Origin of the sequence: Acidovorax sp. Leaf191 (genome assembly GCF_001424425.1) — a bacterium.
Taxonomy (GTDB): Bacteria; Pseudomonadota; Gammaproteobacteria; order Burkholderiales; family Burkholderiaceae_C; genus Acidovorax.
The window spans coordinates 550,360-575,516 of record NZ_LMPT01000012.1; the positions used below are offsets into that span (position 1 = coordinate 550,360).

Consider the following 25,157-nt stretch of genomic DNA (forward strand, 5'->3'; position numbering starts at 1 on the left):
TCACGGCAGGTGCTTCGTGCACAAGGGGCCGCACGCGGCCCCTGTTTGGTTGCGGCATCGCTGCGGCCGCGGGCGACCTCGGCCGACCCGAGGCCCGTCTGCCCTGCATCACGACGCTTTTTTCTTGGGCGGTGGCGCGGGTTTCCGTGCCGGCGTGGCGGCAGGTGCTGCGCTGGGCGCGGCAGCGGCTGCGGGCTTGGGGTGCACGCGCTGGGCCACGGTCATGGGGGCGGCGCCCGAGAAGCTTTCCAGGTTCTTGCCCATGGCCAGCTCCAGCTGCTCCAGGCGGGCCTGTGCTGGCGGGTGGGTCGCCAGGGCCAGCGTGAACATGGGGTTGTCGGGCGCGGCCGTCCGCAGCTGCTGCAGCACCGCCACCAGCCCGTACGGGTCGAAGCCCGCGCGGGTGGCCAGCGCCACGCCGGTGCGGTCGGCATCGTATTCGTCGGCCTGGTCCAGGCCGCGCGCGTACAGGTTGCGGCCCAGCGCCAGGAACTGCGAGGCCACCATGTTGCCCACGGCGTTCGTCTTGATCTGCGATGCCACCAGCTGCGTGAACATGCCCGATTGCGCGGTCTTGCGCATCGCATGCAGATGGTGCTTGGCCGTCACGTGGGTGATTTCATGCGCCAGGATGCCGGCCAGCTCGGCTTCATCGGCGCACCGGTCGATGAGCCCCTTGGTCACGAAGACATAGCCGCCGGGCGCTGCGAAGGCGTTGTAGCCGGCATCGTCCAGCACCACGAAGGTCCAGGGCAGGTTGGGGCGCTCGGACTGCAGGCTGATCCAGCGGCCGAGCTGGTTCACGTAGCGCTGCAGCGCCATGTCCGGATGCAGCGGCTTGCTGCCCAGCAGCACGGCGGCCAGTTGCCGGCCGATCTCGATCTCGCGGGGCTCGTCGATGCTCTCGACCGAGCGGGTCAACAGGCTGACGAGGTCATCGCCTTTGCCCGCATTGCCACCGCCGGTCACGGCGCCCAGCAGCATGTTCATCACGTTCTGGCTCTGCCCGGTGGCGGGCACCAGGGCGAGCGCGGCCGCGGCACACGCCGCAGCCAGCCGCCGGTGGGTCAGTCGAAGGTTCGATGGCATGGCGGCACTCCTCAGTTGGGGCTGAAGTTGGGGTCCGACGGGTTGGACGATGAGCCCGTGGCCCCCGTGCCCGACGACGTGGGACGTGCAGGCGCAGCCAGCACGGGCACCGTGCGCGGCTGCAGCGATGCGCTGGAGGCGAACTGACGCGCCTGGTCTGCATTCACCCGCAGGGCCTCGGCCTGGGTGACGGCGGCGGGGTTGGGCTGCGCGTTGGCGATGTCTTCAGCGCCCAGGCCGCGGATGCCGACGGTGGAGGTGGCCGTGGTGCTGGAGCCGCTGTTGCCGCCGAACAGGGTGCCCACGCTGCGCAGGCCGCTGGTGGCGGCATTGTTGCTGGCCGCGGCGGAGCCCGATTGCGGGCCGAGATCGAACATGTGCACCCAGCCGGTCGCGCCCTGCGGGGTGCTGACCTTGGTCCACGCGCCCTTGCGCTCGGTGCCGCGCGTCACCACAGTGTTGGCGTCCAGCGGCGCCACGCTGGCGCCGGTGTCCGCCGGGGTGTCGCGCAACTGGGTGGCACGCTTGACCACGGCGGTTTCTTGCGCATGCGCAACGCCTGTCAAGCTCCATGCTGCCGATGCCAGCCACAGGGCAAGGGCTCCGCGGTACAGCCATTTCATGGTGGGGCCTTCCATTTATGATTTGCCGAGCGTTTTATGTGTATCAGTATGCAACTGGGAGATTGTTATGGATTTGGGTATTGCAGGCAAATGGGCGCTGGTGTGCGGCGCCAGCAAGGGCTTGGGCTACGGCAGCGCGCTGGCATTGGTGCAGGAGGGCGTGAACGTGGTCATCAACGCGCGCAACGCGGACGCCCTGGCGCAGGCTGCTACTCAATTGATAGCTGAAGGCGCCAGTGCAGCAAGCGCGAGCGGCAAGAAAGCCCCGCAAGTGATCGCCGTGGCGGCGGACATCACCACCCCCGAGGGGCGCCAGGCCGTGTTCGCGGCGGCAGGCGGCCCCGGCCGGGACTTCGACATCGTGGTGACGAATGCCGGCGGCCCGCCCACCGGCGACTTCCGCGACTGGAACCGCGACGCGTGGATCAAGGCGGTGGATGCCAACATGCTCACGCCCATCGAACTCATCCAGGCCACGGTGGACGGCATGGCCGCCCGCGGCTTCGGCCGCATCGTCAACATCACCTCCAGCGCGGTGAAGGCGCCCATCGACATCCTCGGGCTGTCCAACGGCGCGCGCAGCGGGCTCACAGGCTTCGTGGCGGGGGTCTCGCGCAGCAAGATCGCCGCGCGCGGCGTGACCATCAACAACCTGCTGCCGGGCAAGTTCGACACCGACCGGCTCGCGGCCACCGTGAATGCTGCCGCCACCAAGGCCGGCAAGAGCGTGGACGAATTGCGCACCGCGCAGCAGGCGCAGATCCCTGCCGGGCGCTACGGCACGGCGCAGGAGTTCGGCGCCATCTGCGCCTTCCTGTGCAGCCAGCAGGCAGGCTACATGACCGGCCAGAACGTGCTGGCCGATGGCGGTGCCTACCCCGGCACCTTCTGAGCGCAAACTTTACACAGCGCACTGCAGGCCCCTGTGCCGGCAGTGGGGCTTCTGCCGAGGCCAGGCGCCGCCAAGGATTGATATAAACAGGGTGGCTGCCGCCCCGGCGGGTTCGTGGGGCGGTACGTATTGTCCCCGTGGCTTTTTGCCGACAAACTTTTCGTCAGGTGGAAAAACTTGGTGAAGAATGGCGGCCTGTCACTTGCCATGCAATCAAGGCCTCTCCTGACCCATCGTCCTCGCCTTCGCACTGCGCTCACCAGTCTTGCACTGGCCGCGCTGTGCTGCCTGCCCCAAGCCGGCGCGCAAAGCGCCGCGCCTGCGGCGGAGAGCGCCGCCACACCCTACCGGCTGCGCATCGTGGGCGGGCTGGCAGGCATCAACCAGTACACGCGGCAGGAAGAGCCTTTCTGGAGCAAGGAGCTGTCGCGCCTGAGCGGCGGCAGGTTCGAGGCCGAGATCGTGCCGTTCGACCGCGCGGGCGTGCCCGGGGCCGAAATGCTGCGGCTGCTGCAGCTGGGCGTCGTGCCGTTCGGCACCACGCTGATGAGCTCCTTCACCGCCCAGTACCCCGAGTACACCGCGCCCGACCTGGCGGGGCTCAACCCCGACATCGCCACGCTCAAGTCCACGCTCAACGCCTTTCGCCCCTACCTTGAAAAGGCCCTGCGCGACCAGCATGGCGTGGAGGCGCTGGCCGTGTACGTCTACCCCGCGCAGGTGGTGTTCTGCAAGAAGCCGCTGCGCACACTGGCCGACCTGGCCGGCCGGCGCACACGCGTGTCGTCGTCCACCCAGGCCGACTTTGTCGGCGCGCTGGGCGGGGTGCCGGTGCTCACCGGCTTTGCGCAGATCATGCCCAGCCTGACGGCGGGCAACACCGAGTGCGCGATCACCGGCACCATGTCCGGCAACACGCTGGGCCTGCCCACGGTCACCTCGCATGTGCATGCGCTGCCCGTCACCTGGGGCCTGGCAATCTTCGGCGCCAACCAGGCCGCGTGGGAGGCCCTGCCGCCCGACCTGCGGGCGCTGCTGCGGCGCGAGCTGCCGCGGCTCGAAGCCGCGATCTGGGACGAGTCCGAGCGCGAGACCTTGAACGGCATGGCCTGCAACCGCGGTGCGCCCGCGTGCGTGGGTGGCCGCAAGGGCAGCATGGTGGTGGTGCCCGTGTCGCCGCAGGACGAGCGCAGCCGGCAGGAGATCCTGGCCTCCACCGTGCTGCCGCGGTGGGTGCAGCGCTGCGGCGCGCGTTGCGCCCAGGTGTGGAACCAGACCATCGGCCCCGTGCGGGGCATGACGGCGGCGCCTGCAAAGCCATGACCCGCTGGCGCCCCCACGCAGCAACCGGCCAGACACCCCTGCCATGGGTGCGACAGGGATGTGCAGGCATCTGCGTCGGCGCACGTACTGAATGAGCGAGTCCACCACCCCGCTTCGCATCAGAGCCTTCGTATGGGCCGCAGTGGCGGTGTTCATGGGCGCCGTGGCGCTGGTGTCGGCCGCCCTGGTGTGGAACGCACGCCAGGTGGCGCTGGACGACAACGCGGCGCAGGCCACCCGTTTCGTCGCCGGGGCCGAGGCGGCGCTCAACCGGTCACTGCTCTCCGTCGATGTGCTGCTGGCGAGCCTGGACGAACTGCTGGGCCTGTCGGGCGCGATGAGCGACTGGATCGACCCGGACGCGGCCAGCCAGCGGCTGCGCAGCTCGGCCCGGCAGAACCTGATGGTGCGCTACGTGGCGCTGATGGATGCCCAGGGCAAGATCATCGCGTCGTCCGACGCGGCGGGCAGTGCGCTGGCGGTGCAGCTGCCCGTGGGCTTTCTGGAGTCGGTGCTCAAGCAGCCCGTCTCCACGCTCGTGATCAGCCCGCCGGTGGTGAGCTTTGCCACGGCCGAGCGCGTGCTGTACTTCGCGCGCCACCTGCGCATGGCCGACAGCGCCCGCGTGATCGCCATTGCCGAGCTGCCGGTGAGCGCGCTCAGCTCGGTGCTGGTCCAGGGCGTGGACATCAGCGGCCTGCAGGTCACGCTGGAGCGTGCCACCGGGCAACTGCTGCTGAGCGTGCCCCACCGCGAAGAGAACCTGCCGCCCACGCTGAGCCCGCCGCTGCAGATGCTGGCGGCCGAAGGCCCATCGTGGAGCGCCCCGGCCCGCCTGAGCGGCGAGCCCGCGTTCGTCGTCTACCGCCCCATCCTGTACCAGGACCTGCGCATTTCAGCCAGCGTGCCGCGCAGCGACGCGCTGGCAGGCTGGCGCCAGCAGCGCAATGCCATCGGCCTCACGGGCCTGCTGTTCGCCGCCATGATCCTGACCGCCGGCTGGCTGGCGCTGCGCTACCTGGACCGCCTGTCGCAGGCGCGCATGGCGATTGCGCAGTCCAAGGCCACGCTGGACCAGGCGCTCGAATCCATGGTGAGCGGCTTCCTGCTGCTCGACGCGCAGCACCGCGTGGTGCAGTGGAACAGCCGCTTCGAAGAGATCTTTCCGTGGATGCGCAACGTGATGGCGCCCACGGTGCCGTTTCGGCGCGTGATGGAGGAGACCTCCAAGCACCACATGCCGCGGGCCAGCGACGAAGAGCGCATGCGCTGGGTGGAGCTGCGCCTGCTCAAGCAGAACCAGCACCTGGAGCCGCACGAGCAGGTGCTGCCCAACGGGCGCACCATCCAGATCACCGAGCGCCCCACGCCCGAAGGCGGCCTGGTGATCACCTACCACGACGTGACGGCCCTGCGCCGCGCGAGTGCAGAGATCGAGAGCCTGGCGTTCTACGACCCGCTGACCAACCTGCCCAACCGCCGCCTGCTGATGGACCGCATGCAGCAGGTGATTGCCGCCAGCGTGCGCAGCGGCCAGTACGGTGCGCTGCTGTTCCTGGACCTGGACCACTTCAAGACGCTGAACGACACGCTGGGCCACGAAGTGGGCGACATGCTGCTGCGCCAGGTCGCCGAGCGCCTGAAGACCTGCGTGCGCCGCGAGGACACCGTGGCCCGGCTGGGCGGCGACGAGTTCGTGGTCATGCTGCACGAGCTGTCGCTGCACAGCGAAGAGGCGGCGGCCTATGCCCGCCGCGTGGGCCAGAAGATCCTGCGCAAGCTCAACGTGCCGTATTCGCTGAACGGGCACACCCACCACAGCACCCCCAGCATTGGCGCCACGCTGATGGGTGGCACGCTGCAGCCCTCGGTCGACCTGCTCAAGCAGGCCGACATCGCGATGTACCAGGTCAAGTCGCAGGGCCGCAATGCGCTGTGTTTCTTCGACCCCCAGATGCAGATCGCGATCAGCGTGCGCGCGCAGCTCGAAAGCGACCTGCAACTGGCGCTGACGGGGCGCCAGTTCGTCTTGCATTACCAGCCCCAGTTCCACCTGGACGGCCGCATCGTCGGCGCCGAGGCGCTGATCCGCTGGCAGCACCCCGAGCGCGGCCTGGTCGCGCCGGGGGCCTTCATCAGCGTGGCCGAGGAGAGCGAGCTCATCGTGCCCATGGGCCACTGGGTGCTGCGCACCGCGTGCGAGCAACTGGCCCTGTGGCAGAACGACGCGCGCTTGCGGCACGTGCAGCTGTCGGTCAACGTGAGCGCGCGGCAGTTCCGCCAGCGCGACTTCGTGGCCCGCGTGGTCGAGGTGCTGCGCGAGACCGGCGCGCGGCCGCACCTGCTCAAGCTCGAGCTGACCGAGTCGCTCGTGCTCGACAACGTGGACGACACCATCGCCAAGATGGGCCTGCTCAAGACCAAGGGCGTGCGCTTTTCGGTGGACGACTTCGGCACGGGCTATTCGTCGCTGGCCTACCTCACGCGGCTGCCGCTCGACCAGCTCAAGATCGACCAGTCGTTCGTGCGCAACCTCGGGGTGCGGCACACCGACGACGTGATCGTGCAGACCATCATCGGCATGGCCCGCAACCTGGAGCTGGATGTGATCGCCGAAGGCGTGGAAACCCCGGAGCAGAAAGCCTTGCTGGCGGACTATGGCTGCCAGCTGTTCCAGGGCTACCTGCTGGGCATGCCCGGCCCGGTGGGCGATCTGGAGGCGCTGCTGCGCAGTGCGGCGGGCGATGCCCCTGCGGCGCCAGGCCAGGGCGCGTTGCCTGGCCCCGCGGATGAGAGCGTTGCATCGCCGGAAGGGCGCCGCTAGGACGGTTCAGCGGCCGCCTTGCTGCTGCAACAGCGACAGCGACAGACAGCGACAGACAGCGGCAGGGCAAGAGCGGGCGCAGTGCGCTAACCCTTCCGTGAAGACACGATGATCCCGCCCACGATGAGCGCGAACGCCACGCCGTGAAACACCTGCGGCGTCTCGCCCAGGAACGCGGCCGACAGAATGCCGGCGAACAGCGGCGTGAGGTTGACGAAGAAACCCGCCACCGCCGGCCCCGCGCGCTGCACGCCCACGCCCCAGAAGCGGTAGGCCAGCACCGCAGGCCCCACCGCGATGAACACCAGCGCGGCCACCAGCGGCCAGCCCCAGGTCGCATGCGTGTGGCCCGCGGCCCATTCCACGCCCGCAAAGCTGCCGGACCAGGCGAGGCCGAACACCATCTGCGCCATCAGGAAGGCGGCCCAGTCGCCGCGAATGGAGGTGGGCTCGGTGGTGCGCGACAGCATCCAGCTGTAGAAGGCCCACGAGATGGTGGCCAGCATCATGAAGAGGTCACCCGGCACCAGGCGGAAGGCCAGCAGCTGCGCCCACTCGCCCCGGCTGAGCACGATCAGCACGCCGCAGATCGACAGCAGCGCGCCCAGCAGCTGGCGCTGCGTCACGCGCATGCCGAAGAACAGGCTGCCCACCGCCAGCATCCACACCGGCATGCTCGATCCCACCAGCGTCACGTTGATGGGGGTGGAGGTCTGCAGCGCCATGTACTGGAACGCGTTGTACAGGCCGATGCCCAGCAGGCCCAGCAGCGCATAGCGGCGCCAGTGGGGCCACAGCGGGCTGTCCTTGCGCAGCACGCCATGGGCCAGCGGCAGCAGCACGCCGAAGGCCAGCACCCAGCGGATGAAGTTCAGGGCGATGGGAGAAATCAGCTCGTGCACCAGCCGTCCCACCACGGCATTGCCGGCCCACAGCATCGGCGGAATCACCAGCATCGCCGCCGTGCCGGGCGTCAGTTTTTGTGTCATGGGGCTGCACTGTAACGGTGCGCTGCCGGCGGTGCTGCCCGGTGCGCCAATGTCCTTGGCAGATGGCGGTTGCCCGCAGGCGGCAAGGCGGCGTGTTTCGTGGCAGGATGGCCGCCGTTGTTGTGCATCCCCCATTCCAGGAGACCCAGTCCATGAGCCTTGCCGTCCAGATCCGCCAGCACGGCGGTCCCGAAGAACTTCACCTGGCCGATGTCACCGTGGGCGAACCCGGCCCCGGCGAGATCCGCATCCGCCACCACGCCATCGGCCTGAACTTCATCGACGTGTACCACCGCACGGGCCTGTACCCGCTGCAGATGCCCGCAGGCATCGGCATGGAGGGCGCCGGCGTGGTCGAGGCGGTGGGCGAGGGCGTCACGCACCTGAAGGCGGGCGACCGCGCAGCCTATGCCAGCCAGCCGCCCGGCAGCTACTGCGAAGTGCGCGTGATGCCCGCCAAGACGGTGTGCAAGCTGCCCGACGCCATCAGCTTCGAGACCGGTGCGGCCATGATGCTCAAGGGCCTGACGGCGCAATACCTGCTGAAGAAAACGCTGCCGGTGGAAGGCCTGCAGGCCGGAGACCACGTGCTGTTCCATGCGGCGGCGGGGGGTGTGGGCCTGATCGCCAGCCAGTGGGCCAAGGCCCTGGGCCTGCAGCTCATCGGCACGGCGGGCTCCGACGCGAAATGCCAGCTGGCCTTGGCCAACGGCGCGGCGCACGCCATCAACTATCAACGGGAAGACTTCGCAGCCCGCGTGAAGGAGATCACCGGCGGCAAGGGCGTGAAGGTGGTCTACGACTCGGTGGGCAAGGACACCTGGGACAAGTCCCTCGACTGCCTGCGGCCCTTCGGCCTCATGGCCAGCTTCGGCAATGCCTCGGGCCCTGCTCCGGCGTTCGCGCCCGGCTCGCTCGGCGCCAAGGGCTCGCTCTACGTCACGCGCCAGACGCTGTTCACCCACATCGCCACGCGCGAGAGCACGCAGGCCATGGCGGACGACCTGTTCGCGGTGGTGGCCAGCGGCCAGGTCCAGATCCACATCGACCAGCGCTACCCGCTGGCCGACGTGCAGCAGGCGCACCGCGACCTCGAAGCCCGCAAGACCACCGGCTGCACCATCCTCACGCTGTGAACGCCGCTGTGCAGAACCCGTCGTTCGAAGCCTGGGTGGCGGGTGCGCGGCAGTCCGCCCGGCGCCCGCCTGCGAAGCCACGCCAGGCTCTGGTGGTGGCGGGGCAGGTGGTGGGGTCGGTGGCGGAGGGGTTTTTGAATCAAATCAGACCCTACCGCTTGCTGGATAAGCGCTACCAGCTATCAAATCAGGAGCATTCGGGTGCCATGGCATGGTGCATCGATGGGCCGGCCGATGCCACCACCGATGCGCTCAACACGCTGGCCGCAGCCTTGCGCGACGCCGCGCTGTGCGGCCCCTGGCGCGATGAGCAGCTGGCCGTGTGCAACCCGGCGGGCGAGGTGGTGGGCACGGTGGAGCGCGGCGCCGTGCGCGTGCTGGGCATCACCACCCGCGCGGTCCACCTGGTGGGCCTGGCGCCGGATGGCCGCATGTGGGTGCAAAAGCGCTCCATGACCAAGCCCAACAACCCGGGCCTGTGGGACACGCTGATGGGCGGCATGGTGTCCGCCGCCGACACGCTGCCGCAGGCCCTCGCGCGCGAGACCTGGGAAGAGGCGGGCTTGCAGGTCGGTGCGCTGAACGCGCTGCAGCACGGCGGCCATGTCGACTTCAGCCGCCCCAGCCGCGAGGGCGGCGGCGCGGGCTACATGCTCGAACGCATCGACTGGTTCCGCGCCGAAGTGCCTGCGGGCATGGAGCCTTGCAACCAGGACGGCGAGGTGGAGCGGTTCGACCTGCTGCCGCCGGGCACCGTGCGCGATCAGGTGGCGCAAGGCCAGTTCACGCTGGAAGCCGGGCTGGTGATTGCGGGGTTTCTGGGGCTGTGATGCCCGATGTGGGCTGCTTGGTGGGCTGCCCTGCGGGCTCTGCGGCAGGGGGCAGGCAGCCCAGGCCTTCCAGCGTGGCCTGCACGGCCGCATCGAGCGGCGTGTGGGGCTCGGTGCCCAGCACCGCCCGCAGCCGGTCGTTGGCCATGCGCAGCGGCTCGCGCCACAGGTAGCGCATCTCGCGCAGTTCGCGCAGGGTGGCCACGAAGGGCGACGCCAGCGTGATCAGCCACCACGGAAACGCACGCACCTTGGGCGCCGCGCCGCCGCGTGCCGCCACTGCCCGGCCGATGGCGCCCGCCATCTGCTGGCCGTCCGCGTCCCAGTGCCCGGCCATGTGGAACGGGGCGAACGCCGGCAGGTCGGCGCGGCGCGCGATCAACTGCACCATGGTGCGCGCCACGTCGGGCAGGTAGGACCACTGGTGGCCCACACCCGCGCTGCCGGGCAGCGACACCGCCGCCACCGGCTGGCCCGGCTTGACGAGGCCCTGCGCAAACCAGCTGTTGCCCACCTGCGGGCCGAAGTAGTCGCCCGCCCGCACGATGATCACGCGGCAGGTGGCAGGCGTCAGCGGGTGCGCCGCGGTGGCCTGCTGCAGCCGCCGCTCCAGCTCCGCCCGCACGGCGCCTTTGCGGGTCAGCGGGCGCTGCGGGGCGTCTTCACGCAGTACCGGAAAGGCATCGGGCCCGTAGTTGTAGACCGTGCCGGGCAGCACCACGGTGGCGCCCACGGCGGTGGCGGCGGCGATGGTGTTGTCGATCATCGGCAGCACCAGCTCGCCCCAGCGGCGGTAGCCCGGCGGGTTGACGGCGTGCACGATCACGTCGCAGCCCGCGGCGGCGGCCAGCACGTCTTCGCGGCACATGGCGTCGCCCCGCAGCCAGGCCATGCCGTCACGCTGCTCGCCCGCCGCCGGCGCACTGCGGTGCAGCGCCACCACCTGCCAGCCCGCATCGCGCAGCTGGCGCGCCACCTCGCCGCCAATCCCGCCCGTGGCGCCCAGGACCAGAACCTTGTTGCCGTGTGCCATGTGTGCACTCCAAAACTTGTTGCGATGAAGGCAGTGTGCGCGGGGCTAGGGTAAAAGGAAATTGCTGAAAATGAAGGTGAGGCTATACATTTATGTATGACTCAAGCATCGGATGAATCGCGCAAATCGGATGGCCCCGTGGGCTGGGAGCTGTACCGCTCTTACCTCGGCGTGCTGCGCGAAGGCTCGCTCTCCGGCGCGGCCCGGGCTCTGGGCGTGACCCAGCCCACCGTGGGCCGCCATATCGCAGCCCTGGAGCAGGCCCTGGGGCTCACGCTCTTCACCCGGTCGCAACAGGGCCTGCTGCCCACCGAGGCGGCCCTTGCGCTGCAACCGCATGCCGAGGCCATGGGCCATTCCGCAGCCGCCCTGGTGCGGGCCGCCAGCGGCCATGGCGGCGGCGACGGCGTGAGAGGCACGGTGCGAGTGACCGCCAGCGAGGTGATCGGCGTGGAGGTGCTGCCCCCCATCCTGGCGCAACTCCAGGCCGACCATCCGGCGCTGTGCATAGAGCTCGCGCTGAGCAACAAGGTGCAGGACCTGCTGCACCGCGAGGCCGACATCGCCATCCGCATGACCGAGCCCCGGCAAGAGGCGCTGATCGCCCGGCGCGTCGGCGTGGTGCAGGTGGGGCTCTACGCGCATGCGCGCTACCTGCAGGCGCACGGCATGCCAAAGTCGCTGGCGGACCTGCAGCAGCACCGGCTCATCGGTTTTGATGAAGAAACGCCGTTCCTGCGCAACGCCCGCAAGGTGGTCCCTGCCTGGCGCCGCGAAGCGTTTGCCCTGCGCAGCGACAGCGACCTGGCGCAGTTGGCGCTGGTTCGGGCCGGATGTGGCATCGGGGTATGCCAGGTGGGGCTGGCAGGGCGCGCGCCCGAGCTTGTGCGTGTGCTGGGTGCGCAGTTCTCGGTGGGGCTCGATACCTGGGTGGTGATGCACGAAGACCTGCGCGGCAGCCCGCGCTGCCAGCACGCGTTCGACGCGTTGGCGCAGGGGCTGCAGCGCTACATCTCAGAGGCCGCAGTGTTTTTGCCCTGACGGGCCGCCACGTCGCCGGGCCTACGACGCCGCAGGCCCCTGCGCCGCCACGGCCTTCACCAGGTCCCACGCGGCCTGCGCGATGGGCGACAGGGCGCGGTTGCGGCGGTGCACCAGCATGACCTCGCGGTCCACGCGCGGCGCCAGCGGGCGCACGGCCAGGCGGGCCAGGCCTTCGGGTGGCAGGGCGAGGGTGGGGATGACGGAGATGCCCAGGCCGGTATCGAGCATGCGAAAGATGGTGGTGGGGTGGCCCACCTCCTGCGCGACGGTGTAGGCCACGCCGTGCTCGGCCAGGGCGCGGTCGATCAGGCGGCGGCTGCCGGAGTCGTGGTCCAGCAGTACCAGCGGCTCGCCCTGCAGGTCGGTCCAGCGCACGGTGCGCTTGCGCGCCAGTCGGTGGCCGGGCGGGCAGGCCAGGCAAAACGGCTCGGTCAGGATGGTCTCGCAGTGCAGCGCATCCTGCTCGCCGGGGTCGATCACGACGCCGAAGTCCACCTCGCCCGACAGCACGCTGGCCAGCACCGCGCTCTGCATACGGTCCAGCAGCACCAGCTCCAGCCCGGGCAGACGGGTCTGGGCCTGCGCGATGCAGTCGGGCAGCAGGTTGGCCGACAGCGTCGGGCTGCTGGCCACCCGCACCCGGCCGCGCCGCTCGGTGGCCATCTCCTGCACGTCCTGCAGGGTGCTTTCCAGCTCTTCCAGCACGCGCGGCAGGCGGGCCGCCAGGCGCTGGCCGGCGTCGGTCAGCGTGACCTCGCGGGTGGTGCGGTTGAGCAATTGCAGGCCCATCTGCGCCTCCAACTCGGTGATGCAGCGGCTCACGGCGGGTTGCGTCAGGCCCACGGCGTCGCCGGTGCGGCTGAAGTTGCGCGTCGCGGCCACGGACTGGAAGACGTGCAGTTGGCGCAGGGTCACATTCATGCGGCCGAATCATAAATCCATCAGAGAAATCCATTTCTCTTTGGAATGCGCAGCTTGTCCAATAGCGCCATCGTCCGTCGTTGCGCCCCGCATGGGCCTGCTTTCGGCGGGACCCGCGTGTTTTTTTCGATGGTGTTTCCATGGCCCGTTCCCGATTCCTCCCCGACAACTTCACCCTGGCCCTGCTTTGCACTGTGGCCCTGGCCAGCGTGCTGCCCGCATCGGGCGCTGCCGCGCATGCGCTGGAGGCCACCACCGTGGCGGCCGTGGCGCTGCTGTTCTTCCTGCATGGCGCCAAGCTCTCGCGCGATGCCATCGTGGCGGGGCTGTCGCACTGGCGGCTGCACCTGGTGGTGGTGGGCACCACGTTCGTGCTGTTCCCGCTGCTGGGCTGGGCGCTGCGGCCGGTGCTGCTGCCGCTCGTCACGCCGCAGCTGTACACCGGGGTGCTCTACCTGTGCGTGCTGCCGGCCACGGTGCAGTCGGCCATTGCGTTCACTGCCGTGGCGCGGGGCAACATGCCGGCAGCGATCTGCAGCGCGTCGGCCTCCACGCTGCTGGGCATCGTGATCACGCCGATGCTGGTGGGACTGCTGCTGCCCGAGGCGCAGGCCCATGGCGCCGCGGCGGCGCACGGCACGCTGGCCAACATCGGCCGCATCATGCTGCAGCTGCTCGTGCCCTTTGTGGCGGGGCACTTGCTGCGGCCCTGGATCGGCGGGTTCGTGCAGCGCCGGGCGGCGGTGCTCAAGGTCGTGGACCAGGGCTCGATCCTGCTGGTGGTCTACACGGCCTTCAGCGCGGCGGTGGTGCAGGGCCTGTGGCGGCAACTGCCTTGGCCTGCGCTGCTGGGCCTGGTGGTGGTGTGCGCGGTGCTGCTGGCGCTGGCGCTCGGCCTGACCACCTGGGCCGCACGGCGCATGGGGCTTTCGACCGAGGACGAGATCACGCTGGTGTTCTGCGGCTCCAAGAAGAGCCTGGCCAGCGGGGTGCCCATGGCCAAGGTGCTGTTCGCCTCCCACGCGGTGGGGGCCATCGTGCTGCCGCTCATGGTGTTTCACCAGATGCAGCTGATGGTGTGCGCGGTGCTGGCCCAGCGCTACGCGCGGCGCACCTCGCCGAATGAGGTTGCTATTAAAAGTGTAGCTGCCAGCGCTTGATGGACAAGCGCTGGGGGCTCAAAAGGCTCAAGCCTGTTCGTTCATCGTGCGCAGCCGGCTGGGCGCCAGCGCTCCGGCAGATTCCAGGATGGGGTAGGCCACGGAGCACAGCAGCGAGTTGATGCGCTTGAGCTCGCTGATCAGGTCGATGTGCAGCGAGCTGGTCTCGATGCTCTGCACCGTGTTGTCCGACAGGCGCGCCAGGTGGGTGGCCGAGTAGGCGTGCTCCAGGTCGCGGAAACGGGCTTTTTCTTCCAGCAGCTTTTGCGCGTCGCGCACGCTGCCGTTGAGGAACACGCTCATCGCCAGCCGCAGGTTGTCGATCAGGCGCGCGTGCAGCTCGGTGATCTCTTCCATGCCGGCTTCGGAGAACTGGCGGCCCTTCTTGATCTTCTTGTCTTCGATGTCGATGAGCACGCGCTCGATGATGTCGCCGATCTGCTCCATGTTGATCGTGAAGCTGATGATGTCCGCCCAGCGCCGGCCCTCGCGCTCGTCCAGCGCCTCGCGCGAGATCTTGGTCATGTAGTACTTGATGGCCGAATACAGCCCGTCCACCTCGTCGTCGAGCTTGCGCAGGTCTTCGGCCAGCTTGATGTCGTCGGTGCGGATCACCTTGTGCAGGCCCAGCAGCATCGACTCGACCACGTCGGCCTGGTGCAGCGCCTCGCGCGCGGCGCACGAGATGGCCAGCGACGGCGTGGCCAGGGCCGAAGGGTCCAGGTGCTGCGGGCGTGCGCCGGCCGCGGCCTGCGTCTTTTCCTGCGGCAGCAGGCGCTGCACCACCCGCGCCACGGTGCCCGTGAGGCCGATGCAGACGATGCCCACCACGACGTTGAACGCCAGGTGGAACAGCACCACCAGCGCGGCGATCTCGGGCACATAGGGCCGCACGTGCTGCAGCCACAGGCCGGTGAGCGGCGTCATGATGACCACGCCGATGATCTTGAAGAACAGGTTGCCGAGCGGCACCTGGCGCGTCTGGACGTTGGCTTTCATGGTCGTCAGCACCGCCAGCACGCCGCTGCCCAGGTTGGCGCCCAGCACCAGGCCCAGCGCCACGTCGGGCGGTATGCCGCCCGAACCCGCCAGCGCCGCGGTGAGCAGCACAGTGGCCAGGCTGGAATACGCCACGATGGCCAGCACCGCGCCGGTGAAGATCTCCAGCAGCAGGTCGCTGGTCAGTGCGCCGAGCAGGGTGCGCACGGTGGGCGACTGGGTGAGCACGGTGGTCGATTCGGTGATGAGGCGCAGCGCCAGCAGCATCAGCCCCAGGCCGATCAGCACGCGCCCCACGCGGCCCGTGGCGGTGTCCTTGCGCGAGATGAACAGCACCACGCCCACGAAGATGAACAGCGGCGACAGCCACGACAGGTCCATCGAGAACACCACCGCCATCACGCTCGTGCCCACGTCGGCACCCAGCATCACCGCCAGCGCGGCGGGCAGGCCCACCAGGCCCTGGCCGACGAACGATGACACGATGAGCGCCGTGGCCGTGCTGGACTGCACCACCGCCGTCACCCCGATGCCCGAGAGCACTGCGGTGAACCGGCTGCTGACGCTGTGGGCCAGCAACTGCCGCAGGTTGGCGCCGAACACGCGCAGGATGCCGGTGCGCACCAGGTGGGTACCCCAGATCAGCAGCGACACGGCTGCCAACAAATTCAAGAGATGCTTCATGAGTAAACGCTAACTTTTCTTCTTTTTGTGCCTGCACTGCGCCGCGTGCCATATGCGCTGCCGCTGCCTGGAGGCGCAGGGCGGGCAGGGCAGCGATGGCACCCTGGGGCAGGCTTGTGGAGTGGCCCGGAGCGGGCGCGGAAAAGCTTTGCGAGCCAGAAAGGCTGTGCCGCTGGAACAACGGCAGAACGCAAACCATGAAAGCGCCCGTTTTAGTCACAAAACTGTCACATTACGGACGCCCTAGCATACCCGTGAATCCATCACGCAGGAACCATGCCCATGACAGGGCAAGGTATGTTGCGCCGGGCGGGGCCGCACGGGGGCTTGTGCGCTCCCTGCGGCGGCAGCCTCAGTCGATCAGTTGGCCGCCTTCGTGGAAGGGGTAGGGCCCTTCGTACACGCCGCTGGCTGCGGTGTGGCTCACCAGACGGCCGCCCTCGGACAACGCATGCACCGCGAACCCGGGCGGCTCCAGCGTCCAGGCCGACGCCGCGTCGGGCGCCAGGTCCAGGCAGACCTGGTGGGCGGGCGAGGGCGCGGTCATTGCGATGGCGCCGCCAAAGCGCACCTGGATGCTGCGGTGCAGATGGCCGCAGATGACGCGCTCCACGTTCGGGTGGCGCGCCACCAGGGCCTCCAGCTGCGCCGCGCCGCTCAGCAGCCCGATGGCGTCCATGTGGCCGATCAGCGTCTGGAACGGCGGGTGGTGCATCGCGATCACCACGGGGCGGTGGCGGTGCGCGTCGAGCGCATCGGCCAGCCAGGCCAGGCGTTCACGGCACAGGCTGCCCTCGCTGGCGCCGGGCACCACGGTATCGAGCGCGATCAGGGTCAGGCCGCCCACCGGCACGCAGTACTGCACGAAGCCCTCCGTGCCCAGGTAGGTGTGCTGCGGAAAGCTCTGGCGCAGCTGGGTGCGCTCGTCGTGGTTGCCCGGCAGCAGGTACGTGGGCAGGGGCCCGAGCGGCGCCAGCAGCGCGCGCAGGTGCTCGTACTCGGCGGCACGGCCAAAGTCCGTCAGGTCGCCGGTGATGACCAGCGCGTCGGCCCGCTGCGGCAGGCGCAGCATGGTCTGCACCGCTTGGGCCAAGTAGGGCGCGGTGTTGATGCGGCCGTAGGCCAGGCGCCCGGGTTCGCGGATGTGCGGGTCGGACAGTTGCAGCAGCAAGGTGGTCATGGGCATGTGTGGCAAGAGTCAGGACGCCTCGTGGCTGGGCATGAGGTGCTCGGGGCGGATGCGGATGGCCACGGGCTGGCCCTGGCGGGCCGGGTGGTCGCGGGCCACGTCGGCCTGCAGCGCAGGCTGGCCGGGCAGCGCCAGGGTGAGCTGCACGCGCTCGCCCAGAAAGCTGCGGCGCGCGACTTCGGCACGGCCCCAGCCGTCACCGTTTCCAGGGTCCACCTGCACCTCGATGTCCTCGGGCCGCACCAGCAGAACGGCATCGGCCGCGCAGGCCGCAGGGCAGGGCAGCTCGATGCCGCCCAGCCGTAACACGTTGCGCTGGCGGGCCGCCGCGTCGCGCTGCAGCCGGTTGACCCGGCCCAGGAAGGCGGCCACGAACGGGTGCGCCGGTGTGCGGTACAGCGTCTCGCCATCGCCCACCTGCACGATGCGGCCGGCCTGCATCACCGCCAGGCGGTCGGCGATGGCCAGGGCCTCCTGCTGGTCGTGCGTGACGTGGATGGCCGTGATGTGCAGGCGGCGCAGCAGCTCGGCGAGCTCGTCGCGCAGCGACTCCTTGAGCTTGGCGTCCAGCGCGGTGAGCGGCTCGTCCAGCAGCAGCACGCGCGGCCGCACGGCCACGGCGCGGGCCAGGGCCACGCGCTGGCGCTGGCCGCCCGAGAGTTCGGCGGGGCGCTTGCCCTCCAGCCCGTTCAGGCGCACCAGGTCCACCAGCTCGCCGACCACGCGGCGCTGCTCGGCCGCATCGACACCGCGGATGCGCAGGCCGTAGCCGATGTTGGCGGCCACCGTCATCTGCGGAAACAGCGCGTAGTGCTGGAACACCATGCCGATGCCGCGTTGCTCGATGGGCAACTGCGTCACGTCCTGCCCGCCAAAGGCGATGCGGCTGCCCGCGTCGGGCGACTCCAGCCCCGCGATCAGGCGCAGCAGCGTGGTCTTGCCGCAGCCCGAGGGGCCCAGCAGGGCCAGCACTTCGCCGGGTTCCACCGTGAGGTCGGTGGGCTGCAGGCCGCGTGTGCCGTCGGCGTATGTTTGGGCGCACTGGACCACGTCCACGCGCGTGCGTTCAAGTTCCATGGTGTTTCTCGATGAAGGTGCCGACGGCCTGCAGGCCCCACAGCACCGGCAGGATGACGATCAAAAAGACCAGCGTGTAGGCCGAGCCGATCTCGATGCGCATGGAGGCATAGCTGTCGGCCAGGCCCACGGGCAGGGTGCGCGTGAGCGGGGTGTGCAGCATCCAGGTGAGGTTGAATTCGCCCACCGACAGCGTGAACACCATCAGGCTGCCCGCCACGATGGCCGGCAGCACGGCAGGCACCAGCACGCCCAGGAAGCGCTGCGCGAAGCTGGCGCCCAGCGAACGCGCGGCTTCCTCCAGCGAGCGCAACTCGTCCTTCTGGAAGGCCGAACCCACGGTGCGCACCATGAAGGGCAGCGTGAACACCATGTGCCCGACGAGGATGAAGGCGAAGCTCTGGCGAAAGCCCGAGAGCGTGCCGTAGGCCAGGATCAGCGCCAGCGCGCTGGCCAGCCCGGGCACCGCCACGGGCAGGGTGAGCAGCTCCTCGAAGAGGCGCGCCCAGCGCGAGCGGCTGCGCGCCAGCGCATAGGCGCAGGGCACACCGATGACGAGGTTGCCTGCCACGCACAGCAGCGCCATCAGCAGCGATGCGCCCACGGTGCCGCCGTAGTTCTCCCACACCTCGCCGAGCCAGCGCAGCGTGAGGCCGCTTTTGAGGCCCACGCTGTAGTTGCTCACCAGGCCAGCCATGACCGACAGCGCAATGGGCGCCAGCATGAACAGGGCCACCAGCGCGGTGAGCGCCACCAGGGACCAGGGGGCTTGTCGTGCGTTTCTCATGGTCGATGCTTCAGAAGGCCGCCGTGCCGGATGCACGCCGTGCAGCCCACAGCACCAGCCAGGTGATCAGGCCCAGCGTGATCGACAGGCTGGCCGCCAGCGCGAAGTTGGCGTAGTTGGTGAACTCGTTGTAGATGGTGATGGGCAGCACCTCGAACTTGCTGGCCAGCGTGAAGGCCGTGCCGAAGGCGCCCATGGCGGTGGCGAAGACGATGGCCCCGCAGGCCAGCGTGGTGGCGGCCAGCTCGGGCAGCCACACGTCGCGCGCCACGCGCCAGCGCGAGGCGCCGAGCGAGCGGGCGGCTTCTTCCAGCGCCGCGTCCATGGCGCCCGCCGCCGCGGTGTAGGTGGCAATCGCGCGCGGCAGCGAGAAGTACAGGTAGGCCAGGAACAGGCCGGTGAGCCCGTAGGCGAAGGTGGTGCGGCCCAGGCCCAGCTGGTCCGAGAGGTCGGCCACCAGCCCCTGTCGGCCGCCCAGCAGGATCATGAAGAAGCCCACGATGACGCCTGGGAACGACAGCGGCAGCGTGAGCAGCGACAGCAGCAGCTTCCGCCCGCGAAAGCGCAGGCGCGCCAGCGTGATGCCCACCAGCGCGCCCAGCACCAGCGTGGCCAGCGTGACGGCGAGCGAGAGGCCCAGCGTCTGCAGCAGGCTCTGCAGGTAGCGGGCGTGGGTCAGCACCGCAAAGTAGGTGGACCAGCCCTTGGCCGCCGGCAGCGCCAGCAGCAGGGCCACGGGCAGCAGCCAGAAGGCCGCGAAGAAGGCCACGGCCGGCGCGGCGCAGGCGAGCAGCAGCGTGCGGGAGGGTGCGAAGCCGTGGCGCATTTCAGGTACCTGATTACTTGACTTCGGCCAGATAGCGGTCGGAGAACGCTTTTTGCACCGCGGCCATGCGGCCGTAGTCCACCGTTTTGGCGCGGGCGTAGTCGCTGGCGGGCAGGAAGCGCGCCTGCACGTCCTTGGGCATGGCGCTGGCGCGCACCGGGCGCAGGTAGGCATTGGCCCACAGCGCCTGGCCTTCGTCGGAGAGCACGAAGTCCAGCACCTTCTTGCCGTCTGCGGCGTGCGGCGCACCGGCCACCAGGCTCATCACGTAGGGCACCACCAGCGTGCCTTCCGCAGGGATCACGAACTGAACGTTGGCCTGGTCCTTGTACTTGGCGCGGTAGGCGTTGAAATCGTAGTCGAGCAGGATCGCGATCTCGCCCGAGAGCACGCGCGCGTACGAGGTCTGCTTGGGCACGATGGGCTCGTTCTTCTGCAGCGCCTTGAAGTAGTCGATGCCGGGGCCGAAGTTCTCCAGCGTGCCGCCGCGCGCCTGGTTGGCGGCCACCGCGCCCACGTAGCCGACGAAGGCAGAGGCCGGGTCCAGGTAGCCGATGAGGCCCTTGTACTCGGGCTTGAGCAGGTCGGCCCAGGACTGCGGCACGGGCTTGCCCTTGAGCGCGTCCACATTGACCATGAAGCCGAGCGTGCCCGAATGGATGGTGAACCAGTGGCCGGCCGGGTCCTTGAGGCCGTCGGGGATGTCCTTCCACGCGGCGGGCTGGTAGGGCGCGACCAGGCCGTCCTTTTGCGCCTGGATGGCGAAGGTCACGCCGAGATACGTCACGTCGGCCACGGGGCGGGCCTTCTCGGCCGTCATCTGCGCGAGCGACTGGCCGGAGTTCTTGTTGTCCGGCGGCACGGTGACGCCGGTCTTGGCCTTGATGGCCTTGATCTGGCTGCCCCAGTCGGCCCATTCGGGCGGGCAGTTGTAGCAGATGGCCGTCTGCGCCATGGCGGTGCCGGCGGCGGCCAGGCCGAAGGCCAGTGCGGCGGCGCGCATGAAGTGGGTGAGCGTGTATTTCATCGAAGACTCCTGTGGGACGAGGTGGCGGGGGACGGGGTGAGAACGGGAAGTCATGCGGGCGCGCACGACTCACCGGTGCGAAAGTGGTGGGGCAAGGTCAGCCCTGCATCGGGTGCCAATGGCGTGCCGCTGGCCATGGCTTGCACCAGCAACTGCACGCTGCAGCGGCCGATATCGGCATTGGGCTGGGCCACGGTGCTCAACATGGGGGTGAGGTCCTCGCCCAGGGCGATGCCGTCGAAACCCACCACGCTCAGGTCGCGCGGCACGGCCAGCCCGGCCAGGTGCGCGGCGCGGATGCTGCGGATGGCCAGCAGGTCGTTGGAGCAGATCAGAGCCGTGGGGCGATCAAGGCCTTGCAGCAGGGCGGTGACGTCTTGCACCGCGGTTTCGATGAAGGGCACTTCGAGCACCCGCCCAACGGGAAGGCCGGCGGCTGCCATGCCGCTGTGAAAGCCGCGGCTGCGCTGCTGCGCCCGGTCGGACGCGGCGAGCTGGCCGCTGACCATGGTGATGCGCCGGTGCCCGAGCGAGACCAGGTGCGCCACCCGCTCGGCCACGGCCTGCTCGCCGTCCACCGACACGCAGGGGTGGTCCGGGTGCCGGTTGTAGGCCAGCACGTAGGGCAGGCCTGCCTCGGCCAGGCGCTGCAGTGCGCTCGACGTGGCCGGGTTGGAGACCACGAGGACCATGCCGTCCACATTGCCGGCCAGGAGCAGGTGCACGGCGCGGTCTTCCTGAGCGATCTGGTAGTCGGTAGCAAACGGCAGGATGGCGTAGCCGGCAGCGACGGCGGCCTGCGCCAGGCCCTGCAAGCATTCGGCGAACACGGGGTTGAGCAGGGTGGGCAGCACCACGCCGATGACGCGGCTGCGCTGGGTGCGCAAGGTGCGCGCGCTGGCGTTGGGCAGGTAGCCCAGTGCCAGGGCCACCTGCTCCACATGCTCGCGCGTGGCCGGCGTCACCTTGTCGGGCAGGTTGAAGACCCGCGACACGGTGGCGACCGACACGCCCGCCTGGCGGGCCACGTCCTGGATGCTCATGGAACCTCGTTGCTATGTAAACGTTTACATTGGAACGAGGCCGTGTGACGCCGGTATGACCGGGCGCGGGGCCGGCCATGAAAAACGGCCCTCGATGGGGCCGTTCAGGGAATGCAGGGCAGGGCAGCCGCCCAGCGGCTATTTGGACCGCTTGACCCGCAACAGTTCATCGAGGATCAGGCAAGCCGCCCCGATGCTGATGGCGGTATCGGCCAGGTTGAACGCCGGGAAGTGCCCGCCCGGGAACATGCCCGAGAGGAAGTCCCAGTGGAAGTCCAGGAAGTCCACCACGTAGCCGTGCATCAACCGGTCCACCACGTTGCCGACGGCGCCGCCGAGGATGCTGGCGAGCGAGAAGCAAAACAGCTTTTGCCCCGGGTGCGCGCGCAGTTGCCACACGATGAAGATCGTGGCCACCACGCCGATGGCAGTGAACAGCCAGCGCTGCCAGCCGCCCGCATTCGCGAGGAACGAGAACGCCGCCCCGGTGTTGTGGGCCCGCACGATGTTGAAGAAGCCGGTGACGAAGGTGGAGTCGCCGAGCCGGTAGTTGTCCAGGATGAAGGTCTTGGTCAACTGGTCGGCCACCAGCAGGACCACGGCCCAGACGAGCCAGGGCCACATGCTGGCGCCGGAGCGGCCGGAGAGTGAGCTGTTGCCGCGCGCCATCACGCGTGCCTCCGGCTTTCGCCAGCGCCGTACAGGTTGCTGGTGCAGCGCCCGCAGATCGTGGGGTGCGCGGCATCCTGGCCCACGTCGCTGCGGTAGTGCCAGCAGCGCTCGCATTTCGTATCAGAACTGGCGCTCACGCTGATCTGCAATGCGCTACCAGCTACCAATTCGATAGCAGATGTGATGAACACGAACTTGAGGTCATCGCCCAGGCTGGCCAGCAGCGCATGGTCTTCGGGCGCTGCGGTCAGCACCACGTTGGCCTGCAGGGACGAGCCCACCTGGCCGCCGGCGCGCAGTGCCTCGATCTCCTTGTTCACCACGTCGCGGATCTCGCGCAGGCGGCTCCACTTGGCCAGCAGGCCTTCGTCGGCCCCTGCGATCGAGCCGTAGGTTTCGAGGAAGATGGAGTCGGACGAGCCGAACACCTTCCACGCCTCTTCGGCGGTGAACGACAGGAACGGCGCCATCCAGCGCAGCATGCCGTGGGTGATGTGGTACAGCGCGGTCTGGGCGCTGCGGCGCGCCAGGCTCTTGGGTGCGGTGGTGTACAGCCGGTCTTTCAGCACATCCAGGTAGAAGCCGCCCAGGTCTTCCGAGCAGTACAACTGCAGCTTGGCCACCACGGGGTGGAACTCGTAGACCTTGTAGTGCGCCAGCACCGTGGCCTGGAACTCGGCCGCACGCGTCAGCGCGTAGCGGTCGATCTCCAGCATCTGGTCGAACGGCACAGCGTCTGTAGCGGGGTCGAAGTCGCTCACATTGGCCAGCAAAAAGCGCAGCGTGTTACGGATGCGGCGGTAGGCGTCCACCACCCGCGCCAGGATCTTCTCGTCGCCCGCGATGTCGCCCGAGTAGTCGCTGGCGGCCACCCACAGGCGGATGATTTCTGCGCCGAGCTTCTTGTTGATCTCCTGCGGGTCGATGCCGTTACCGAGCGACTTGCTCATCTTGCGGCCCTGGCTGTCCACGGTGAAGCCGTGGGTCAGCAGGCCGCGGTAGGGCGCGCGGCCTTCGAGCGCCGATGCCAGCAGCAGCGAGCTGTGGAACCAGCCGCGGTGCTGGTCGTGGCCTTCGAGGTACAGGTCGGCCTCGGGGCCGGTGTCGTGGTGCACGTTCGGGTGCGTGCCGCGCAGCACGTGGAAGAACGTGGAGCCGGAGTCGAACCACACCTCCAGGATGTCGGTGCTCTTGGTGTAGCAGACCGCGTCCTCGGCGCCCAGGATCTCCTCGGGCGTCACGCGGCTCCAGGCCTCGATGCCGCCCTTTTCCACGATGGCGGCGGCCTGGTCCATGATTTCCATGGTGCGTGGGTGCAGCTCGCCCGAGTCCTTGTGCAAAAAGAACGGGATGGGCACGCCCCAGCTGCGCTGGCGCGAGATGCACCAGTCGGGCCGGTTGGCGATCATGTCGTGCAGGCGGGTCTTGCCGTTCTCGGGGTAGAAGCTGGTGTGCTCGATGGCGTCCAGCGCGATCTGGCGCAGCGTCTTGGCGGGCTTTTCGCCGGCCTTGGTGAACACGCCTTCGCCTTCGTCCATGCGGATGAACCACTGCGCCGCGGCGCGGTAGATCACCGGCGTCTTGTGGCGCCAGCAGTGCGGGTAGCTGTGGGTGATCTCCTTGGTGGCCATCAGGCGGCCGGCATTGCGCAGCGCCTCGATGACCACGGGCACGGCCTTCCAGATGTGCTGGCCGCCGAACAGCGGGAAGTCCGGCGCATAGGTGCCGTTGCCCTGCACCGGGTTCAGGATGTCGTCGAGCGCCAGGCCGTGGGACACGCAGGAGTTGAAATCCTCCAGCCCGTAGGCGGGCGAGGAGTGCACGATACCCGTGCCGTCGTCGGCCGTGGCGTAGTCGGCCAGGTACACGGGCGACAGGCGTCGGTAGCCGTAGCTGCCGTCCTCGCTGGCCACGTCGTACAGCGGGTGTTCGAATTCGAGGCCGCCCAGGTTCTTGCCCAGGGTGGTGGCCAGCACTTGGCCGGTGAGGCCGTAGCGCTCCAGGCACGAGGCCACCAGCGGTTCGGCCACCAGCAGCAGGCGCTCGCCGGCATCGACCAGCGCGTAGCTGATCTCGGGGTTCAGGTTCAGCGCCTGGTTGGCCGGGATGGTCCACGCGGTGGTGGTCCAGATCACCACGAAGGCATCCTTGGCGAGCGCGGGCACGCCGAAGGCAGCGGCCAGCTGGGCGGGCTCGTGCGCCTTGAAGGCCACGTCCAGCGTGGTGCTCTTCTTGTCGGCGTATTCGATCTCGAACTCGGCCAGCGAGCTGCCGCAGTCGAAGCACCAGTACACGGGCTTCAGGCCCCGGTACACGAAGCCGCGCTCCATCACGCGCTTGAACGCACGGATCTCGCCCGCCTCGTTGGCGAAGTTCATGGTCTTGTAGGGGTTGTCCCATTCGCCGAGCACGCCCAGGCGCTGGAAGTCGCCCATCTGCTGCGCGATCTGCTCGGTGGCGAACGCCCGGCTCTTGGCCTGCATGTCGTCGCGGCTGAGGTTGCGGCCGTGCTTCTTCTCGATGGCGTTCTCGATCGGCAGGCCGTGGCAGTCCCAGCCGGGCACGTACAGCGCGTCGAAGCCTTCGAGCTGGCGCGCCTTGGTGATCATGTCCTTCAGGATCTTGTTGACCGCGTGGCCCATATGGATCTGGCCGTTGGCGTAGGGCGGGCCGTCGTGCAGGATGAACTTGGGCGCGCCCCGGCGGGCATCGCGCAGGCGCTTGTAGATGCCTTTGTCGTCCCACTCCTTGACCCAGCCCGGCTCGCGCTTGGGCAGGTCGCCACGCATGGGGAAGGGGGTGTCGGGCAGGTTCAGGGTGCTGCGGTAGTCCGTGGCGGGGGCGGCGGACGCGGATGCCGAAGCAGGTGCGGAGGTGACGTTGTCGTCGGACATGAGGGGACCTTAAAAACTGAGCATTCCGGGGCGTGCCCGGAAGGGGAGAGGAGGTGCGCGAAAGGGATGTGTGTGCCCGCTCAGGCGGGCGCTGC

21 protein-coding genes are annotated in these 25,157 nt (G+C 69.1%); 7 read left to right on the forward strand and 14 right to left on the reverse strand.

The features are described from left to right. Nucleotides 1-108 precede the first annotated feature (108 nt). Together ASG27_RS10995 and ASG27_RS11000 are read right to left on the reverse strand one after the other, a co-directional pair. Nucleotides 109-1,089, reverse strand: a complete 981-nt coding sequence (locus tag ASG27_RS10995; protein ID WP_056415944.1) for a M48 family metalloprotease — start codon at nucleotides 1,087-1,089, stop codon at nucleotides 109-111. An 11-nt stretch (nucleotides 1,090-1,100) separates the two neighbouring features. Then, nucleotides 1,101-1,712, reverse strand: coding sequence for an SH3 domain-containing protein (locus ASG27_RS11000; RefSeq protein WP_056416386.1), 612 nt, complete (start codon nucleotides 1,710-1,712; stop codon nucleotides 1,101-1,103). Nucleotides 1,713-1,779: 67 nt separating this feature from the next. Here ASG27_RS11000 and ASG27_RS11005 point away from each other — a divergent pair, with 67 nt between their 5' ends. From ASG27_RS11005 to ASG27_RS11015, 3 genes are all read left to right on the forward strand, one after another. Continuing rightward, on the forward strand, nucleotides 1,780-2,604 hold the full coding sequence (locus ASG27_RS11005; RefSeq protein WP_056415946.1) for an SDR family oxidoreductase: 825 nt from the start codon (nucleotides 1,780-1,782) through the stop codon (nucleotides 2,602-2,604). A 207-nt stretch (nucleotides 2,605-2,811) separates the two neighbouring features. Beyond that, nucleotides 2,812-3,927 (forward strand): TRAP transporter substrate-binding protein, encoded by a 1,116-nt coding sequence (locus ASG27_RS11010; protein ID WP_235503991.1) that lies wholly within the window; start codon nucleotides 2,812-2,814, stop codon nucleotides 3,925-3,927. A 91-nt stretch (nucleotides 3,928-4,018) separates the two neighbouring features. Beyond that, nucleotides 4,019-6,751 (forward strand): bifunctional diguanylate cyclase/phosphodiesterase, encoded by a 2,733-nt coding sequence (locus ASG27_RS11015; protein WP_082485916.1) that lies wholly within the window; start codon nucleotides 4,019-4,021, stop codon nucleotides 6,749-6,751. Nucleotides 6,752-6,837: 86 nt separating this feature from the next. Here ASG27_RS11015 and ASG27_RS11020 read toward each other — a convergent pair whose 3' ends face one another. Then, the gene (locus ASG27_RS11020) at nucleotides 6,838-7,740 is read right to left on the reverse strand and encodes a DMT family transporter (RefSeq protein WP_056415949.1); all 903 of its coding nucleotides are present in this window, start codon (nucleotides 7,738-7,740) and stop codon (nucleotides 6,838-6,840) included. Nucleotides 7,741-7,892: 152 nt separating this feature from the next. Between ASG27_RS11020 and ASG27_RS11025 the strand changes: the two genes are divergently transcribed. Together ASG27_RS11025 and ASG27_RS11030 are read left to right on the forward strand one after the other, a co-directional pair. Continuing rightward, nucleotides 7,893-8,876: a quinone oxidoreductase family protein gene (locus ASG27_RS11025; RefSeq protein ID WP_056415952.1), complete on the forward strand. Its 984-nt coding sequence runs from the start codon at nucleotides 7,893-7,895 to the stop codon at nucleotides 8,874-8,876. Beyond that, entirely contained in the window at nucleotides 8,873-9,706 is an 834-nt protein-coding gene (locus ASG27_RS11030; RefSeq protein WP_082485917.1) for an NUDIX hydrolase, read from the forward strand. The genes ASG27_RS11025 and ASG27_RS11030 overlap by 4 nt, the downstream gene beginning before the upstream one ends. On the opposite strand, the gene ASG27_RS11035 is transcribed toward ASG27_RS11030, so the two are convergent. Next, complete coding sequence (locus tag ASG27_RS11035) at nucleotides 9,660-10,739, reverse strand: NAD(P)H-binding protein (RefSeq protein WP_056415956.1); 1,080 nt, start codon at nucleotides 10,737-10,739, stop codon at nucleotides 9,660-9,662. The genes ASG27_RS11030 and ASG27_RS11035 overlap by 47 nt on opposite strands. Before the next feature lie 96 nt (nucleotides 10,740-10,835). Here ASG27_RS11035 and ASG27_RS11040 point away from each other — a divergent pair, with 96 nt between their 5' ends. Further along, nucleotides 10,836-11,780: a LysR family transcriptional regulator gene (locus ASG27_RS11040; protein ID WP_056415960.1), complete on the forward strand. Its 945-nt coding sequence runs from the start codon at nucleotides 10,836-10,838 to the stop codon at nucleotides 11,778-11,780. 21 nt (nucleotides 11,781-11,801) lie between these two features. Here the strand turns inward: ASG27_RS11040 and ASG27_RS11045 are convergent, their stop codons facing one another. Further along, the gene (locus ASG27_RS11045) at nucleotides 11,802-12,704 is read right to left on the reverse strand and encodes a LysR family transcriptional regulator (RefSeq protein ID WP_056415963.1); all 903 of its coding nucleotides are present in this window, start codon (nucleotides 12,702-12,704) and stop codon (nucleotides 11,802-11,804) included. 140 nt (nucleotides 12,705-12,844) lie between these two features. Between ASG27_RS11045 and ASG27_RS11050 the strand changes: the two genes are divergently transcribed. Next, nucleotides 12,845-13,864 carry a bile acid:sodium symporter family protein gene (locus ASG27_RS11050; RefSeq protein WP_056415966.1) on the forward strand — a complete coding sequence of 340 codons (1,020 nt, stop codon included), beginning with the start codon at nucleotides 12,845-12,847 and terminating at the stop codon, nucleotides 13,862-13,864. Nucleotides 13,865-13,891: 27 nt separating this feature from the next. Here the strand turns inward: ASG27_RS11050 and ASG27_RS11055 are convergent, their stop codons facing one another. From ASG27_RS11055 to ileS, 9 genes are all read right to left on the reverse strand, one after another. After that, nucleotides 13,892-15,547: a Na/Pi cotransporter family protein gene (locus ASG27_RS11055; protein WP_056161818.1), complete on the reverse strand. Its 1,656-nt coding sequence runs from the start codon at nucleotides 15,545-15,547 to the stop codon at nucleotides 13,892-13,894. Nucleotides 15,548-15,899: 352 nt separating this feature from the next. After that, entirely contained in the window at nucleotides 15,900-16,727 is an 828-nt protein-coding gene (locus ASG27_RS11060; RefSeq protein WP_082485930.1) for a phosphodiesterase, read from the reverse strand. Between the two features lie 18 nt (nucleotides 16,728-16,745). Further along, nucleotides 16,746-17,813 (reverse strand): ABC transporter ATP-binding protein, encoded by a 1,068-nt coding sequence (locus ASG27_RS11065; protein WP_056415970.1) that lies wholly within the window; start codon nucleotides 17,811-17,813, stop codon nucleotides 16,746-16,748. Then, nucleotides 17,803-18,600 (reverse strand): ABC transporter permease, encoded by a 798-nt coding sequence (locus tag ASG27_RS11070; RefSeq protein ID WP_056415971.1) that lies wholly within the window; start codon nucleotides 18,598-18,600, stop codon nucleotides 17,803-17,805. The genes ASG27_RS11065 and ASG27_RS11070 overlap by 11 nt, the downstream gene beginning before the upstream one ends. A gap of 10 nt (nucleotides 18,601-18,610) precedes the next feature. Beyond that, a complete protein-coding gene (locus tag ASG27_RS11075; RefSeq protein WP_056415972.1) occupies nucleotides 18,611-19,426 on the reverse strand; it encodes an ABC transporter permease in 816 nt (271 codons plus the stop codon). A 13-nt stretch (nucleotides 19,427-19,439) separates the two neighbouring features. Further along, on the reverse strand, nucleotides 19,440-20,453 hold the full coding sequence (locus ASG27_RS11080) for an ABC transporter substrate-binding protein (protein WP_056415975.1): 1,014 nt from the start codon (nucleotides 20,451-20,453) through the stop codon (nucleotides 19,440-19,442). A 50-nt stretch (nucleotides 20,454-20,503) separates the two neighbouring features. Next, nucleotides 20,504-21,496: a LacI family DNA-binding transcriptional regulator gene (locus ASG27_RS11085; protein ID WP_056415978.1), complete on the reverse strand. Its 993-nt coding sequence runs from the start codon at nucleotides 21,494-21,496 to the stop codon at nucleotides 20,504-20,506. Nucleotides 21,497-21,634: 138 nt separating this feature from the next. Continuing rightward, a complete protein-coding gene (gene lspA, locus ASG27_RS11090) occupies nucleotides 21,635-22,165 on the reverse strand; it encodes a signal peptidase II (protein WP_056161832.1) in 531 nt (176 codons plus the stop codon). Further along, nucleotides 22,165-25,062 carry an isoleucine--tRNA ligase gene (gene ileS / locus ASG27_RS11095; protein WP_056415981.1) on the reverse strand — a complete coding sequence of 966 codons (2,898 nt, stop codon included), beginning with the start codon at nucleotides 25,060-25,062 and terminating at the stop codon, nucleotides 22,165-22,167. Before ileS ends, lspA begins: the two co-directional genes overlap by 1 nt. Nucleotides 25,063-25,157 lie beyond the last annotated feature (95 nt).